Genomic DNA, 14,572 nt, shown 5'->3' on the forward strand with positions numbered 1-14,572 from the left:
CAGTTCGGGAAGGGGCGCCCGCGCGCGGAGCGCGCTAATGGATGCAGTGGGGCGCCCCCGCGAGGCCTACTCGTTCTGGTACTCCTCCACCACCGTCGCCCCCAACTCCCGCACGATCAGCTCATGACCGGAGAGCGCCGAGTCGACAAGGTCCGGATCGTCGTCCTCCGGAATGTCGTCCTCGGGAGCAACGTGCTCCTGGGCACGGGCCTGCGGAGCCGGAGCGGACGCCGGGGAGGCCGCCCCTCCCTGCGCGGGCGCGGCGGACGGCGGCGCCGACGGCGCGGGACCGGGCTGCGGGGCCGGAGCGGCCGGCGGCGCGGAGTACTGCGCCGAGGGCGACGGAGCGTACGAGGGCGCGGCCGCCTGCTGGGGCGCGGGGCGGCCGCCGCCGAACCCGCTCGCCGCGGGCGGCGGAGCCGCGCCGCCCGACGGGTCGACGATCGCCTCGACCTTCCACTGCACGCCGAACTGGTCGGCAAGCGCCTGCCTCAGGACGTCCTCGCTGCCGCTGCTCGCGAAGTTGTCCCGCGCTCCGGCGTTGACGAAGCCGAGCTGGAGCGTGGTGCCGTCGAAGCCCGCCACCTGCGCGTTCTGGCTGAGCAGGATCCACGTGAAGCGGCGACGGTTCTTGACCGCCTCCAGGATGTTCGGCCAGAGCGTTCGGGGGTCGGGGCCGCCGACGGGGGCCGGGGCGACGGGAGCGGGGGCGGCCGGGGGAGCCGCCGGGGCCGGTGCGGGCGCCGGGGCCGGAGGTGCGGCGGGCGCGGGTGCGGGGGTGCCGCCCGGGGTGCCGCCGCCCGCGGGCGTGGCCGTGGGCCAGCCACCGGGGCGGGGCGCGGTAGGTGCGGCCTGACCGGAGGGCGCGGCACCGCTGCCGGGCGCGGAGGCGGTGGGCCAGCTGCCGGGACGGGTCGCCGCGGGGGCGGCGGGGGGCGTCGCGGGCTGGGCCGGGGCGCCCTGGTCAGGAGTGGGCTGACCGGACGCGGAGGGCGTCACCGCGGGCTGCCCCGGAGCGCCCGAGGCCGGTGCACCCGGGGCCTGTGCGCCCGAGGCCGGAGCGACCGGAGCCGGAGCAACCGGAGCCTGCGCGACCGGAACCGCCGGAGCCTGAGTCTCCCCGCCACCCCCGGACCCACCAGCCGGCCCACCCCGCACCGCGGCCCGCGCGGCCGCCGCGCCACCCCCGGGCGGAATGGAAGGCGCCACGCCCACACCGGGCTGCTGCACTCCGGGCTGCGGCACCCCGGCGTGAGCCTCGGGCCCGGGCACGTACCCCATCGCGGGAGCCGTCGCCGGACCGCCGGCCATGAAGTGGCCGCCGCGCTCCAGGCGGTCGAGGCGGGCCATGACGGAACGCTCGTCGTCGTACGCGGCGGGCAGCAGCACGCGCGCGCAGATGAGCTCAAGCTGCAGGCGGGGCGAGGTGGCCCCGCGCATCTCCGTGAGCCCTTCGTTCACGAGGTCGGCGGCGCGGCTCAGCTCGGCGGCGCCGAAGACCTGGGCCTGCGCCTGCATGCGCTCGACGACGTCGGCCGGGGCGTCGATGAGCCCCTTCTCCGCGGCGTCCGGCACCGCCGCGAGGATCACCAGGTCCCGCAGCCGCTCGAGGAGGTCGGCGACGAACCGCCGCGGGTCGTTGCCCCCCTCGATGACGCGGTCCACGACCTCGAAGGCGGCCGCCCCGTCACCCGCGGCGAAGGCCTCGACCACGGAGTCGAGCAGCGACCCGTCCGTGTACCCGAGGAGCCCGGTCGCCATGGCGTACGTCACACCGTCCTCGCGCGCACCGGCGAGGAGCTGGTCCATGACCGACATGGAGTCACGCACGGACCCGGCGCCGGCGCGCACGACGAGCGGAAGCACGCCGTCCTCGACGGCCATGTCCTCGCGCCCGCACACCTCGGCCAGATAGTCCCGCAGGGTGCCGGGCGGCACGAGCCGGAACGGGTAGTGGTGCGTACGCGACCGGATGGTGCCGATGACCTTCTCGGGCTCGGTGGTCGCGAAGATGAACTTGAGGTGCTCCGGCGGCTCCTCGACGACCTTCAGGAGGGCGTTGAAGCCCGCCGACGTGACCATGTGGGCCTCGTCGATGATGTAGATCTTGTACCGGCTGGACGCGGGGCCGAAGAAGGCCTTCTCCCGCAGGTCACGGGCGTCGTCCACGCCACCGTGCGACGCGGCGTCGATCTCGATGACGTCGATCGACCCCGGTCCGTTCCGAGCGAGGTCGCGGCAGGACTGGCACTCGCCGCACGGCGTCGGAGTGGGACCTTGCTCACAGTTCAGACACCGGGCGAGGATGCGCGCGCTCGTCGTCTTGCCGCAGCCGCGCGGGCCGCTGAACAGGTACGCGTGATTGACCCGGTTGTTCCGCAGCGCCTGCTGCAACGGGTCGGTTACATGCTCCTGCCCGATGACCTCGGCGAACGACTCCGGGCGATAACGGCGGTACAGCGCGAGAGACGACACGTATACGAGGTTATAGGCGCCCACTGACAACACGGACCGGCAAAGGACGACGAGCACCGCCCACAAGCCCACGGGCACCCGCGGACCCCCACGCCCCCGCACGGCGAAGCACGGCCCCACAACGCAAAGCGCCCCCCACGCACCCGCCAGAGCCGACCTACCCTTGCTGCCTTCCGGCCCTGGGGGAGTTCAGTCAGATAGCGCCACGTGAGGGGCTGGCCCCCACCCTAACCGATCCCACGCCCCGCGAACGAGTTCGCGAGCACTCCTCAACGTCTTGTATTGTTTGCGGCGGAGGATTCGCCTAGAGGCCTAGGGCGCACGCTTGGAAAGCGTGTTGGGGGCAACCCCTCACGAGTTCGAATCTCGTATCCTCCGCCAGTGCCTCACCGGGCACGATGTCGAAGGGCCCCGCTGCTTGCAGCGGGGCCCTTCGACGTTGTCCGTCTCAGTTTCCGTCTCAGTCGGCCTCTGGCAGCCCCCACAGCGCCTGGCCGACCTGGTCGGCCACCTTCTTCAGGATCGGCCCCGTGATGCGCATGTACCGGGCGCGCATCCTGGCCGCTCCCCCGGGCTCCCATCCCATGATCGCGTCGATGACGACCTCCGGGACACCGAGGAGCAGAAGCACGAGCGCCGCCGTGTGACGCGCGTCATGAAGCCGCCCGTCCCGTACGCCCGCGTCCTGAAGAAGCCGCTTCCACACGTGGAAGTCGGTGTTGGGGCTCAACGGCTCGCCCACCGGCGACGCGAAGACGTACCCCTTGTCCTGCCAGGCCGCACCAGCTTCCAGCCGCTCACGCTCCTGCTCTTCCCGGTGCACGCGCAACAGCTTGATCAGCGGATCGGGAAGACCGATGGTGCGGCGCCCGGCACGCGACTTGGTGTTCTTGAACTCGCGCCGGATCTGCTCGCGCTGGGGGCAGTAGCCGGGCTTCCGACCGCAGGTGTCACCGCAGCCGTGCCGGTACTTCGGGCGGAGTCGGTTCTTACGCGTCCGGAGGTACCCGGCGTCGAGGTCCACGTCCTCCCAGTGGAGCCCGAGTGCCTCTCCCTGCCGCAGGCCGAGCGCCAGCGCGATCACCCAACGAGCGCTGTTGCGGAGCTTGGACGCCTCCACGAGCAGCCGCTGAACCTCGTCGATCTCGTACGGCTCGATGTCCCCCTCTTCGAGCCGAGGAGCCCGCGCGATCTCAGCGACGTTGGTCGCAAGGTGTCCGCGCCGGACGGCCTCCCCGAGCGCTACGCGCACCGTGCGGTGCACATGGTGGGCGGTGCCGGCCGCGCTGCCGTTGGCCTGCATCTTGGCGTAGAAGGTCTCCAAGTGCTCCAGCTCCAACCGGTCCAGGCGGTGCGCCCCCAGGCCCGGCACGAGATGGACGCGGACGTCGACTTCGTAGCCGTCGTACGTGTTCTCTGAGACGTACTTCTGAGCGGTCTCGTGCACCCAGTGCTCAAGCCAGCTCCTGAACGTCCAGGTCTGGCCGGGCTTCGGCAACTTCTTCTGATCGCGCAACCGCTCGATCTCGCGGACGGCTTTGGTGACCTCGGCCCGGGTCTTCCGCTCGACATGGCGGCGATCGGGCTTGCCGTCGTCACGGACGCCAACCGTCACTCGTCCGTGCCATTTCCCGTCCTTGCCGAGGTAGATGGACGACGCCCCGTTGGGCTGACGCGTGCGCTTCTTCTCCGTCATGCCCGCCCCCTCATGCCGCTTGGGCGGGCCGGTGGCGGAGCCGGGCGACATACATGCGCAGCGCCTCGGGCGGAACGCGACGCAGTCGGCCGACCATCACTGACTCGATCTCCCCGGCCGACACGAGCCGGAAGCACGTCGTACGGCCGATACGGAGCCGCCGAGCCGCCTCTTCGACGGTCAGCAGGACCAGGGAGCCATCGGCCGTCTCCAAGGCGGCGGGTATTGCGCACGGCTCAGCCATGCGTCATTTCTCCTTCCGTTCCGGGGGCGGCTTCGAGGGATGCGGCGAGCCAGGCTTCGGTGTCGGACAGGCCAGTTCCGGCGAAGACCCAGTGGGCGAGGACGTACGTGGTGGCGCCGGTCTCGGTGGGTGTGGCTTGGGCGCGGCGCCAGTCGGCGCGGGCCGTGCGCAGGGCGCCGAGGGTGGTCGAGTAGCGGCGGGACTTGGTGGAGAAGTGGCCGCGGAAGCCGAGCATGTGGGCCCAGGCGCGGAGGCGGAGGTGGTCCAGGTCCTTGCGGGCGCCGAGGGTCCAGGCGGTGCGGATCAGGCGGCGGGCGTGGTCGCTCAGGTCGAGCTGGGCGAGTTCGGCGGCGAACTTCAAGGGCCGGTCGAGGGCGCCCGTCGCGGTCTCGACGCCCTTGGTGGCGTACTTGGCGATGTACGAGGCCACGGCTCGCTCGGTCAGCTCCTGGCCACCGTCGAAGTCGGCGGAGCGGATGGTCCGGACGTCGAGTTGGCGACCGAAGGTGAGGGTGTGGGCGCGGCCGTCGAGGGTCGGGCCGTCGACTTGGGTCTTGGTGGTCGCTGCCTGGATGGCGTCGGTCAGGAGGTCGGCCGTCGCCCAGGGCGGGGGCGCGGTGTCTCCGCCGCCGGGGCCGTCGAGGCGGATCACGGCGTGGAAGTGGACCGCCCCGCGCTTCTGGTACTCGGCGACCTTGGCGAAGGACACCCGGGCGTGTTCGCGGAGTCGGCGTTGGCTCAGGCCCGCTCGCTTGGCGACCTCTCGGCGGAGATGGATGGAGAAGCGGCGCCAGAGCTGTCCGGCGTGGGCGTTCCACAGGACGGCCGCTTCGTAGTCGTACGTGTCCGGGGTGAGCGGGGTGCCGAGGAGCGCGCCCTCCTGGTCGTGGTGGGTGCCGCAGCGGCAGGGGCGGCCGGAGGAGGGGCGGTTGTGGACCGGGCCGAAGCTCGGCGCGGTGAAGGTGGCGAAGACGCGGGGGTGTGCGGCGACCTGGTCCGGGATGCCCTTGCCACCGCGCAGGCCGGAGGTGATCAGGTGGAACGTGTCGCGGCGGTAGACCTCGGCGCAGGCCGGGCAGCGGGTCGTACGGCGGTTGTTGCAGCGGACGAGGAGTTGGCCCGCTGGGAGGGTGGCGGAGTCGAGGTGGTGGAGGACCTTGCCTATCTCGCCGGTACCGGTGTCGACGTCGTACTTCGTGCGGTGGCCGTCGAGGCGGATCGGGTGGGCGCAGCCGCCGAGGCCGGAGAGCTGGTTGAGGATGCCCGGCAGGGCGCCGTGGGCGGCCAGCTTGGCGAGTTCCGGGAGTGGGGGCGGGGTGGTGACGCGGGTGAAGATGGCTTCTCCTTCTGGCTGGCTGGAACGGTCAGGAGGGAAGGGCTCCCGGGGCGGCGGATGCTTGGCGGTATCGAGGCCGCCCCGGGAGACCGGCAGGCTCAGCGCTTGCGGTGGTCGTTGAGCAAGGAGCGCAGGACCACGGCCGCTATCGCGACGGAGACGGCCGCGATGGCGACGGCGGCCAGGAGCGCGGTCAGGACCACGCCGCCTGCGAGCACGGCCACGACCGTGCCGGTGCTGATCGAGTCGGCCGGGACGGTGTCGCGTCGGCGGGCGGGCGCCGGGTCAGTCGGAGCGCTCGGGGCGTGGTGGTGGGCGGGCGGCGGCGTGGGGTTGTCCGGGTACTTGGGCAGGAACACGGCGGTCCTTTCCTCATCTACTCGTCTAGGCATGTGAGGCGTTTACGAAGCCGACGTTCGTCACGGCGGCGACGGCCGGGGCCACGAAGGTGTGCGAGATCCAGAGGGCGAGAAGCGTGATCAGGACGGCGATCCAGGAGCGGGCGCCGATGACCTTGACCGCTCCCCAGGCCAGCAGGCCGAGGACGAGGACCCACGACAGGCTGACGGTCATGGAGTGCTCCTCTCAGACGCTGGGGCACTGGTGAGTGCGGGCGGCCAGCTCGGCGGCGGCGCGGCTGTCGTAGTCGGCGGAGAAGCCGCAGCGTGGGGCGGTGCAGGCGGCCGTGTGCTTCTCCCGGCCACGGTGGTCGTAGGCGGTGCCGATCTGGACGGGGCCGATGCGGGCGACGTTGCGGAAGCGGCGGTTGGCGGGCATGCGGGTCTCCTCTCAGAGCTGGGCGGCGATGGCGTCGGCCATGGGGGCGGGGACGCCGAGGCGGGCGCGGAGGGTGGGGGTGTCGATGGCGGCTCCGGTGCGGGTGTGGTGGTCGGCGGCGAGCTTGCGGGCGTGGTCGAGCAGGGCGGCCGGGACGGATACCGGTGCGGGTGTGGGTGCGGGTGCGGGTGCGGCAGGAGGCTCGTTTCGCTTGGGCGCTTCGGGTGGCGAGGCCGGGGCGTCCTCAACCAGCTCGTCCTCCTGGCGCGTTGGCTCCGGCGCCGAGTGAGCCAGCAGCGTCCCGCCCAGGAACGCCACCGCAGGCCAGCCCGCCACGAGGATGCGGAGCCACGCGGGCACGTGCCCCATGTCGAGGAGCCCCGCCGTGGCGACATTCGCTCCGAGGGACGCGGCGAGCGCGATGACGAACCAGCACCACCCGGCCGCCCGTGCATGGCCGGACCGCAGCCGACGCCAGGCGGCGACGAGCAGCAGGTCGACCGACACGGGGTAGGCCCACGCCTTCCACCCGTCCTGTCCGGCCGCCGAAGCGACGTCGTACAGGTGGGCGAAGGACAGCGCGGCGGCGATGACCGCTTGTACGAGCATCGCGTCCATACGGTCCAGTTGGGCGCGCATGCGGTGACTCCTTCCGGGGTCCGGAGGGCATGGAGGGGCAGCGGTCTGGCGACGACGTAGAGCAGCCGCCTCGACCGGGCAAGGAACGGGTGGGATCAGGCGGCCACGGGCCGGAACGGCTTGAGCGCGGGCAGATCAGGCACCAGGTGCGCCGACTCCCGGCAGGTCTCGGCAGCCTCGCCGAGCGACAGGTACGGCGTACGGATGCGGGACCAGCCGCCGGACGTGTCCCCGGCGACGGCCAGGCCGGGTAGCTCGGGCGCGATGGCGCACGCGGCGAGGACGGCTTCCGGAGCGATGTCGCCGAGGGCCATCTTCGCGGAGCCCTCGTCGTTGACGCGGTGGCAGACGCGGCCGGTCAACTGGGCGCGGAGCATCGTCGCCCCCTTCCCTAGTTCGGCGCCGAAGCGCTGCCCGCAGACCTCCAGGTAGATGCCGGCCGCGCGGCCGAGCTGGGCGAGCCGGATGAGCTGGGTGACCATCTCGTCCCGGCGTTCCTCGTCCTTTCTGGTGGCGACGAGGAAGAGTTCCGCCGCCTCATCGACGAACAGCACGATGGGGGCGGGGCGGTCGGCTTCGGGCAGGCCCCAGATGTCGGAGGTGATGGTCTCGGCGGGGGTGCTCGGGGCGATGCCCTGCCGAGCCTTGATCAGGTCGTACCGGTCCTCCATCTCTCGTATCAGCACAGGCAGCAGCTCGGCGGCTTGCTCCGGATCGGTCGCGAGCGCGGACAGCCGAGGGGCGAAGGGCGCCAGCTCCACGCCCCGCTTGCAGTCGACGCCCACCAGGGCGACGGGTTGCCGGGCGAGCCCAGTGATCAGGTGGCGTAGGTACATGGACTTGCCGGAGAGCGTGGCGCCGAGGGTGAGTTGGTGTGGGACCGCCCGGTAGTCGCGTACGAAGGGAGTGGCGTCCTCCCGCAGGGCCACCGGGACCTTGAGGAGCCCGCCAGTCATCCGGCGGGGCATCCGCACGCGCCGCAGTACGTCGAAGCCGACGAGCCGCAGTTCGACCACCCCGGGCTTCACGGTGGTCACGTACACGGCGTGAACTCCCCAGGCGTGCCGCAGCCGTTCGGCGGAGGCGGCGACATCGGCGGGTTCCTGGCCGGGGGCGATCCGAATGCGGAGTCGGAGACCGGTCGTCGTAGGCCGTATGAGCCCCCGGCGGGGCGGCACCGGACGCGCCTCCCCTCTGGTGGCCCTGGCGGCGATGACCCGCAGCCGGGACGGCGTCACCGTCAGCCCGCAGGCCTCCATGACCGAGCTGTACGACCCGATGAGCCGGGCGGCGGATAACGGCATGCCGACCGTGGACCAGTACACCCCGGGGTGTCGTGCCCGGGCGTAGGCGGCCCCACCGCCGATCGCGACGACGGGACCACCCACCTCTAACAGCGTCGTCAGGTCGGCCATCAGGCAGCGGCTCCGGCAACGGCCGGGAAGGCGGCGGGCGTCACGGCGGCGCAGCGGTAGGCGATGCCGTGCCGCTGCTGACCGTTGAAGACGTTCTCCCACGGCCGGGCGATGAGCCCCGGCAGCGAGACGGGCGAGCCGAGGACCAGCCCCTCCGACACCCCACTCTCCGGGACGGTCACCTTGATCAGGGACGACTCCCCCTCCTCGATGTAGACGACGCCGATGGTCATCAGCGGCTCACCGCTGACCGCGTCCACGGCCCGCTCGCCGGTCTGACGGTCTCGGACCTTGGGCTCCGGGGCCTCGGTGAGCAGGATCGTCGCGCCCGAGGTCTCAACACGGATGGTGCGCAAGACAGTTCCCCTATTTACTCGTCTATACAAGATGCGATCGGCGAACCCGAACTCTCGGGAACGCGAACCACTCTGGCACACAGCTTGCCCACTCGTCTATACGAGTATGCCTGTTGGGATGTACGAGTCCGGAAGACGGCCTCGCGCCCCATCACCCGTCAGTTCGCGGGGAGTTGGTAGGACAGGACGTACGCGTCCGCAGCCATCACGGTGTCGCAGACCTCGACGGCCCGCCCTTCCGTGTCGTACGCGGTACGGATCAGATGGATCACAGGCACGCCGGATGCGAGCCGCAGCGTCTTGACCTCGGCGGGCGAGGGCATGCGGGCGCGGATCTCCTCCTCGAAGCGGTCGAGGCGGTGGCCGAGTTCTTCGAGGCGGGCATAGATGCCGCCGGGGCCGGGGTTGGGCTCGGCGATCTGCGTACCGCGCGCGATGTCGAGCGGCAGATACGAAGTCGCGAACTCGACGGGCCGACCGTCGAGGAGGTAGCGCCGCCTGCGCGCGAGCACCTTGCGCGCCGAACCGAGCCGGGTGGAGATGTCCTGGCTGGCCTTCTCCTCCTTCACCTCCAGGCTGTCCACCTGGGGGTGGCTGCCGGCCGCGTCGGCTTCGACGATGAACGCCGACTTCCCCTGATCGCGGTGGCGCCGGGCGAACCGGTCCGAAGCGAGGCGCCGCACCGGAGGCCGCGGGCGGACGAAGACGCCCCTGCCGTGCTCGGCGTGGACGAGTCCTTCACCCTGGAGGATGGAGAAGGAGTTGCGGACCGTCATCCGGGATACCCCGTAGTGGTCGACAAGGTCAGCTTCGGAGGGCAGTTTCTCGCCCTCCCTGAACCGCCCACGATCGATGGCCTCGCGCAGCTGATCGGCGATCTGCCGGAAGACCGCACGATCACTCGTGGGGTCGACCTCGCCGAGCAAGCCGGTAGGGAGTGAGGTCACGTGTGTACTCCTTTAGGTATCTAGACGAGTGGGCGAGTGCTGTTGCTACGGTGGAGAGCCTAGTCAGCCGAGAGGGCCGAGGAACGTGAGTACTGACCGCCCCCATTCCGTGAGCGTCGCCGGAGTCATCGTCGACGACCAGGGGCGGGCCCTGCTGATCCAGCGCCGTGACAACGGCCAGTGGGAGCCTCCGGGCGGCGTCCTCGAACGAGAGGAAACCATCCCCGAAGCCCTCCAGCGCGAGGTTCTCGAAGAGACCGGCGTCAAGATCGCGCTTCCCGCGACCCTGACCGGTGTCTACAAGAACATGACGGGCCTGATCGTCTCCCTGGTCTTCCGTTGTGAGGCCGCCGACGGCACGCCCACCACCGGCGAGGAGACCCGCGCCCTGCGCTGGGCCACCCGCGAAGAGGTCACCGAACTCGCCGACGAGGCGTACGCGATCCGCGTCCTGGACGCACTCGACGCGACGGCTCCACCGGCCATCCGCGCCCACGACGGCGTGAAACTCGTATAGCCCGAACCCGCTGCACATGGCGGCCTAGCAGCACAAAGGAACTTGTATGCACGAGTATACGAGCACCGCCCGGGTCTGGGGACTCACTTGCCCAGGTCTTCCTGAAGAGGTCAGCCGAGCCCGCCGCTGGACCCGCGACATCCTGGGTTCCTCGCCCCTCGCGGAGGACGCCGAACTGATCGCGAGCGAGCTGAGCGCCAACGCGATCCTGCATACAGCGAGTGGCCGGCACTCGGGCAGCTTCCACCTCGCCCTTGCGGTCTCGTCCCAGGTCATCGCCCTGTCGGTCACGGACGGCGGGAGTACGGACGGATCCCCGAAGGTCGAGCATCCCGACGAGGAGGCGGTGCACGGCAGAGGCTTGGGCATGGTCAGCGCGCTGGCCCACCGGGTGGTGGTGCGGAACAGCGACGGCGCGCACACGGTGACGGCGGAGCTCTTCACTTCGCCACGACCGGGGCCAGGGGGGCACCCATGCTGAGCGACGACACGGGTGGCTCTGTACTCCGCGGCTTCTGGTGCGAGTGCTGGGCGGAAGACCTCACGACGCCGGACCGCCCGACGGTGACGACATCCTTCGGCGCGTACTCCGCGACCCAGGTGGACGGCTGGCTCCCCACAGCACTCCAAGCCATCACAGCGGAGCTGAACCCCGCGGCTCCCAAGGAGACTTGGGACTGGCTCTACGAGAGCCGCATAGACACCCGGAGAGCCCTCCTGCGCGCGGAACCCTGCACGGTGTCGGTGACCTACGCCAACACGCGCATCACGTGGACGGTGCACCCGGTGCTCTTCCTACCCCTCGCAGACGACCAAGAGCACCTTGAACCCCAGCCGTACACGCACGACTTGAAGCCCCACGCGACCGACTGAGTTACAACTTTCTCTACTGGTTCAAGGCGGCTCGCTCCGCTCACCGCGCGCGGCCCGGCTCCCCGGGCCGCCGCTCCTGTCTCCGCCCCGCTCCGGCCCGGTCCACCAGGCCGCGCGACAAGAGCTGGCGGCCAACTGATCTCAGAGAAGGGGTACGTCGTGGCTGGGGCGGTCGGCTCCACGGCTTTAGGCAGCCACTTTGGGGCGAGCCTCGAAGATCATGGCCCCAACGTCGTGCTTTACCGGGCAGGTCAACGACTGCCCGACGCGCCGGAAGCTTACGGGGCCATGATCACTCGCCCCAAAGCAGCTCCAGCCCAAAGCCGCTCCACCGACCTCGTGCCAATTGACCACGGCACCGAGGAGGCGAAAATCCTTGTCAGCGGCCCTGTTGCTGCCCATTGAAGGTGAGCCGTCCCCGCATGGAAGAGCCACCCATGGTCCTCACCAGGGTTCCCACAGCGGTCACCGTTGCACCGTGATTCCTCGCTTCTACAGCCGCGGTGAACTCAGATTCCTCAACTGGCATTTCTACGTCGATGGGCGAGTCTCGCACGTCTGAACGAATAACAATGGAGTATCGACTACCCCAATCCCTGATTCTTCTATCATCGATATTGAGCGCGATAACCTCGCCAGTAATTTCCGTTTCTGCAACGTCGGAGAATTCCTGGATCGCTGGCACTTTGGGAGCTTCAACAGGCCTGCCCGACGCCGCCAACCGGTAACCAGGAACGCCACGCTCCTGCAGATACTGTTTCACCCGGACCCCTGCGGCGCCGATTTCTCTAATCGCGTCCGACTGTAGCGTGATTGGGCGAACGGGAACATTATCCGAAGCCGCTCGCCCAGGCGCCCACATGAAAGAAATCTCGATACCACTGAACGCAGGGCCTCTAGCAAATTTCTGTAGGCCATCGGCCAGGGCAACCACGAGAGGGCTGAGCTCATCGGGTACAGCCTGCTCAGACACGGGTAGGCTGCGAGCCCGATCGAGAGCAATGGATAGATTTTCCATCACTCTTCGAGCAAATGCAGTTTTGGCGCCCTGAAGAGTCCGAGGTCCCGAAATGAAGGGAAATACGAAACTCCCTGGCCGCGTGTGACCTAGGAAGACATGCTGCGCGACATACTCCTGAGCTTGCGGCGACATGCGTCCGGTGAATTCCTTGTTTGGGCTGGCGGTGTACCGCGCAGACACCGAGATCCAGCGGCGCATCACGCTTATAACGTCATTAGCTTCATTAATGCCTACGACGTCGCTTACGGCATCATCATGCAAAACTCGAAAAAGAAGAACATCCGAGGCGCCGAGTCGAAGACGATGCGACAACTCGGATGCATCGATTTCATAGTATGCAGCGATCGCAACCAGACATTCAACGAACCTGCGCTGAAAGTCTCGATATTCCTGATTCACCGGCAATAGGTGGACTTCAGTCTCGGATTCGCGCCCCATAATCGGCGGTTCAGCCCACTCTTCAAGAAGCCCATCTCGCCTGTCGACCATTTCCCAACCCTGGGCATTAAGATAGCGAGAGACTTCATTTGGAGAAATCGACGAGGCAAGGGCGTGGTAATCGTCCATCAGATTCTGATTCATCGGCCACCCCCATCGCCCAGAGATTTGATTTCGCTTCTGATGTACTCAATGTCGAATACATCCTCGCGGCGGAGCCGAACCGTCCCAGACTTTTGGCCAGAGGGCAGCGGGAGCCACTCACGAGGGTCGGACCTAAGCATGATGCCATCGAGCACCATGCGGTCGTTATGGCTGACGACCTGTGGGATCTCAGTCCCTCGCGGGAAGATATGAGCCACGAGTTTGATCGGTAGGTACGCCGGTGCCCGTAGATCCTCGTACTGTTCCCGCGGCAGAGAGATCGCGAAGTCGCCACCTCTCAGAGCCCTCACCGCGCCGCCGATACTGCTCGCCTTGATCTGCACATCGAAACGGGGCCGTCGACGCCGATGCGGACCAGAGCCGCTGATCGTCACGTCAAGACAGTCATAGTCCAGTTGCGGATCGCTGAGGACGCAGCCCGCACCGGTGGCGAGGAGACCAAGCGTCAAGTAGCTAACGCGTTCTTTGAGCGCGCTCGCCGGTACACCCTGGCGGCGCAGGCTGTCCTCGCTCACGCTCTGCACACTCGCCTGGTCACGCGCCTAAGTACCCGGTTTTCTACTCGTAGTTACTCCTGCGCCGGACTGTACCCGCCTCGCGCGCACGAGGTGGGCCGGTTGGCCAAAGTGACTGCTACGAGGGTGATCTCGTCCCCTTTGCCAACAGGGCTGTCATCCCTGGTCAGAGATCCACTGAGCCGGCCATACTCCCGTGCATGTCGCCCGGGACAGGGCCGCCGATGAGGCCCTGGCAGCCGCAGGGTGGACGTCGTCCGCGTATGGGAGCACGAGGCTCGAGAGGAGGGGTACCAGCCCGGCGAGCAGTCCGATGCTGACAGCAGTCCCGCCCAGGTCAGCCGAGCCACCGTCCGTAGATCACCTCAGCTTCCCAAGCTGAGGTCTGACCGCTGCATCGGCCTATCAGTCCAACCAGACGAGCACTGCGTCGTCCACTCCTGCAGCGGCTTCCAGGAATTGGGTGAGACCGTCGTACCAGTGACGACCCCACTCCAGTGCACCAGGCTCGCTCCATCCGAGGGGGTACACCTCGGCGCTGGTCAGTTCGGCAGGATCCACGCCACTGACGAGCTGGTCATAGTTGATGGCCCGCAGAGCTTCCGCCGCGAGCCGGACCCGCTCGGGCCGCAGATACCTCGGAGGCCCGTAGCCCCAGTCCTCGTTCTCGGCGAACGACTCCTCACCGTGGATCACGTTCACGGGGAACTCGGTGCGCGCCAGCAGGAAGCGGAGCATGTCCCAGGTCTTGTACGTACTGAAGTGGCGCGCCTCGGCCGGCGAAGGCTTCGTCTCCTCCTCGGCATCCTGGACCTCTTCGACGAAGTCCAGAGCCCAGTCCGGATCTTGGATCGCTCGATCAAGCTCAGAAGCCGTGACACGCAGGTACTCGCCGATCATGCTCATGGTCGGAGACTATGCGTGGCCACTGACAACGGCCGTCGGACGGGCCGTCTCAGTTTCCGTCTCATTCAGCCCGGTTCACCGGCGTTCAGCCGAGACCGGCAGCCGATCCCAGCCTGATAACGAGACCCCAATGAACGCAGGTGAACGCCACCGCACACCGCTCGGCTCCCCACCACCACAGTTGGAAAGCGTGTTGAGGGCAACCCCTCACGAGTTCGAATCTCGTATCCTCCGCCAGTGCCTCACCGGGCA

The 14,572-nt window shown here is 68.9% G+C and carries 17 protein-coding genes, 1 tRNA gene and 1 other RNA gene; 4 read left to right on the forward strand and 15 right to left on the reverse strand.

Annotated features, from left to right (window positions below):
* Positions 1 to 66: 66 nt before the first annotated feature.
* Together ACFWZ5_RS39605 and ffs are read right to left on the reverse strand one after the other, a co-directional pair.
* Positions 67 to 2,475, reverse strand: a complete 2,409-nt coding sequence (locus ACFWZ5_RS39605; RefSeq protein ID WP_384801965.1) for a DNA polymerase III subunit gamma and tau — start codon at positions 2,473 to 2,475, stop codon at positions 67 to 69.
* Between the two features lie 121 nt (positions 2,476 to 2,596).
* An RNA gene (ffs, locus tag ACFWZ5_RS39610) (signal recognition particle sRNA small type) lies at positions 2,597 to 2,695 on the reverse strand.
* Positions 2,696 to 2,768: 73 nt separating this feature from the next.
* Here ffs and ACFWZ5_RS39615 point away from each other — a divergent pair.
* A tRNA-Ser gene (locus tag ACFWZ5_RS39615) sits at positions 2,769 to 2,856 on the forward strand.
* A 79-nt stretch (positions 2,857 to 2,935) separates the two neighbouring features.
* Here the strand turns inward: ACFWZ5_RS39615 and ACFWZ5_RS39620 are convergent.
* The 10 genes from ACFWZ5_RS39620 to ACFWZ5_RS39665 form a co-directional block, all read right to left on the reverse strand.
* Entirely contained in the window at positions 2,936 to 4,171 is a 1,236-nt protein-coding gene (locus ACFWZ5_RS39620; protein WP_384801962.1) for a tyrosine-type recombinase/integrase, read from the reverse strand.
* 10 nt (positions 4,172 to 4,181) lie between these two features.
* Positions 4,182 to 4,415: an excisionase family DNA-binding protein gene (locus tag ACFWZ5_RS39625; RefSeq protein ID WP_384801959.1), complete on the reverse strand. Its 234-nt coding sequence runs from the start codon at positions 4,413 to 4,415 to the stop codon at positions 4,182 to 4,184.
* Positions 4,408 to 5,685, reverse strand: a complete 1,278-nt coding sequence (locus ACFWZ5_RS39630; RefSeq protein WP_384801968.1) for a replication initiator — start codon at positions 5,683 to 5,685, stop codon at positions 4,408 to 4,410. The genes ACFWZ5_RS39625 and ACFWZ5_RS39630 overlap by 8 nt, the downstream gene beginning before the upstream one ends.
* Before the next feature lie 164 nt (positions 5,686 to 5,849).
* Positions 5,850 to 6,110: a SpdD protein gene (locus tag ACFWZ5_RS39635; RefSeq protein WP_384801956.1), complete on the reverse strand. Its 261-nt coding sequence runs from the start codon at positions 6,108 to 6,110 to the stop codon at positions 5,850 to 5,852.
* 25 nt (positions 6,111 to 6,135) lie between these two features.
* The gene (locus ACFWZ5_RS39640) at positions 6,136 to 6,324 is read right to left on the reverse strand and encodes a hypothetical protein (RefSeq protein ID WP_384801953.1); all 189 of its coding nucleotides are present in this window, start codon (positions 6,322 to 6,324) and stop codon (positions 6,136 to 6,138) included.
* A gap of 12 nt (positions 6,325 to 6,336) precedes the next feature.
* The gene (locus tag ACFWZ5_RS39645; protein WP_384801950.1) at positions 6,337 to 6,528 is read right to left on the reverse strand and encodes a mobile element transfer protein; all 192 of its coding nucleotides are present in this window, start codon (positions 6,526 to 6,528) and stop codon (positions 6,337 to 6,339) included.
* A 12-nt stretch (positions 6,529 to 6,540) separates the two neighbouring features.
* Complete coding sequence (locus tag ACFWZ5_RS39650) at positions 6,541 to 7,167, reverse strand: DUF2637 domain-containing protein (protein WP_384801947.1); 627 nt, start codon at positions 7,165 to 7,167, stop codon at positions 6,541 to 6,543.
* 95 nt (positions 7,168 to 7,262) lie between these two features.
* On the reverse strand, positions 7,263 to 8,582 hold the full coding sequence (locus ACFWZ5_RS39655; protein ID WP_384801945.1) for an FtsK/SpoIIIE domain-containing protein: 1,320 nt from the start codon (positions 8,580 to 8,582) through the stop codon (positions 7,263 to 7,265).
* Positions 8,582 to 8,938: a hypothetical protein gene (locus ACFWZ5_RS39660; protein ID WP_384801942.1), complete on the reverse strand. Its 357-nt coding sequence runs from the start codon at positions 8,936 to 8,938 to the stop codon at positions 8,582 to 8,584. The genes ACFWZ5_RS39655 and ACFWZ5_RS39660 overlap by 1 nt, the downstream gene beginning before the upstream one ends.
* A gap of 158 nt (positions 8,939 to 9,096) precedes the next feature.
* Positions 9,097 to 9,885 carry a GntR family transcriptional regulator gene (locus ACFWZ5_RS39665; protein ID WP_384801939.1) on the reverse strand — a complete coding sequence of 263 codons (789 nt, stop codon included), beginning with the start codon at positions 9,883 to 9,885 and terminating at the stop codon, positions 9,097 to 9,099.
* 109 nt (positions 9,886 to 9,994) lie between these two features.
* On the opposite strand from ACFWZ5_RS39665, the gene ACFWZ5_RS39670 reads away from it, so the two are divergent.
* Genes ACFWZ5_RS39670 through ACFWZ5_RS39680 form a run of 3 tightly spaced genes read left to right on the forward strand, consistent with a single transcriptional unit; the run spans position 9,995 to position 11,275 of the window.
* Positions 9,995 to 10,402: an NUDIX hydrolase gene (locus ACFWZ5_RS39670; RefSeq protein ID WP_125263746.1), complete on the forward strand. Its 408-nt coding sequence runs from the start codon at positions 9,995 to 9,997 to the stop codon at positions 10,400 to 10,402.
* Between the two features lie 46 nt (positions 10,403 to 10,448).
* Positions 10,449 to 10,883, forward strand: coding sequence for an ATP-binding protein (locus ACFWZ5_RS39675; protein ID WP_384801936.1), 435 nt, complete (start codon positions 10,449 to 10,451; stop codon positions 10,881 to 10,883).
* A complete protein-coding gene (locus ACFWZ5_RS39680) occupies positions 10,877 to 11,275 on the forward strand; it encodes a hypothetical protein (protein WP_384801933.1) in 399 nt (132 codons plus the stop codon). The genes ACFWZ5_RS39675 and ACFWZ5_RS39680 overlap by 7 nt, the downstream gene beginning before the upstream one ends.
* Positions 11,276 to 11,654: 379 nt before the next feature.
* Here ACFWZ5_RS39680 and ACFWZ5_RS39685 read toward each other — a convergent pair whose 3' ends face one another.
* The 3 genes from ACFWZ5_RS39685 to ACFWZ5_RS39695 form a co-directional block, all read right to left on the reverse strand.
* A complete protein-coding gene (locus ACFWZ5_RS39685; RefSeq protein WP_384801930.1) occupies positions 11,655 to 12,878 on the reverse strand; it encodes a hypothetical protein in 1,224 nt (407 codons plus the stop codon).
* A complete protein-coding gene (locus ACFWZ5_RS39690; RefSeq protein ID WP_384801927.1) occupies positions 12,875 to 13,414 on the reverse strand; it encodes a hypothetical protein in 540 nt (179 codons plus the stop codon). Before ACFWZ5_RS39690 ends, ACFWZ5_RS39685 begins: the two co-directional genes overlap by 4 nt.
* 405 nt (positions 13,415 to 13,819) lie before the next feature.
* Positions 13,820 to 14,320, reverse strand: coding sequence for a YfbM family protein (locus ACFWZ5_RS39695; protein WP_384801924.1), 501 nt, complete (start codon positions 14,318 to 14,320; stop codon positions 13,820 to 13,822).
* Between the last annotated feature and the right edge of the window lie 252 nt (positions 14,321 to 14,572).

Origin of the sequence: Streptomyces sp. NPDC059003, assembly GCF_042740445.1 — a bacterium.
GTDB lineage: Bacteria > Actinomycetota > Actinomycetes > Streptomycetales > Streptomycetaceae > Streptomyces.

Coding starts and splice junctions, on each gene's coding strand:
- ACFWZ5_RS39640 (WP_384801953.1), bottom strand. CDS start 6,324: ATGACCGTCAGCCTGTCGTGGGTCCTCGTCCTCGGCCTGCTGGCCTGG.
- ACFWZ5_RS39620 (WP_384801962.1), bottom strand. CDS start 4,171: ATGACGGAGAAGAAGCGCACGCGTCAGCCCAACGGGGCGTCGTCCATC.
- ACFWZ5_RS39655 (WP_384801945.1), bottom strand. CDS start 8,582: ATGGCCGACCTGACGACGCTGTTAGAGGTGGGTGGTCCCGTCGTCGCG.
- ACFWZ5_RS39645 (WP_384801950.1), bottom strand. CDS start 6,528: ATGCCCGCCAACCGCCGCTTCCGCAACGTCGCCCGCATCGGCCCCGTC.
- ACFWZ5_RS39675 (WP_384801936.1), top strand. CDS start 10,449: ATGCACGAGTATACGAGCACCGCCCGGGTCTGGGGACTCACTTGCCCA.
- ACFWZ5_RS39695 (WP_384801924.1), bottom strand. CDS start 14,320: ATGAGCATGATCGGCGAGTACCTGCGTGTCACGGCTTCTGAGCTTGAT.
- ACFWZ5_RS39685 (WP_384801930.1), bottom strand. CDS start 12,878: ATGAATCAGAATCTGATGGACGATTACCACGCCCTTGCCTCGTCGATT.
- ACFWZ5_RS39625 (WP_384801959.1), bottom strand. CDS start 4,415: ATGGCTGAGCCGTGCGCAATACCCGCCGCCTTGGAGACGGCCGATGGC.
- ACFWZ5_RS39680 (WP_384801933.1), top strand. CDS start 10,877: ATGCTGAGCGACGACACGGGTGGCTCTGTACTCCGCGGCTTCTGGTGC.
- ACFWZ5_RS39650 (WP_384801947.1), bottom strand. CDS start 7,167: ATGCGCGCCCAACTGGACCGTATGGACGCGATGCTCGTACAAGCGGTC.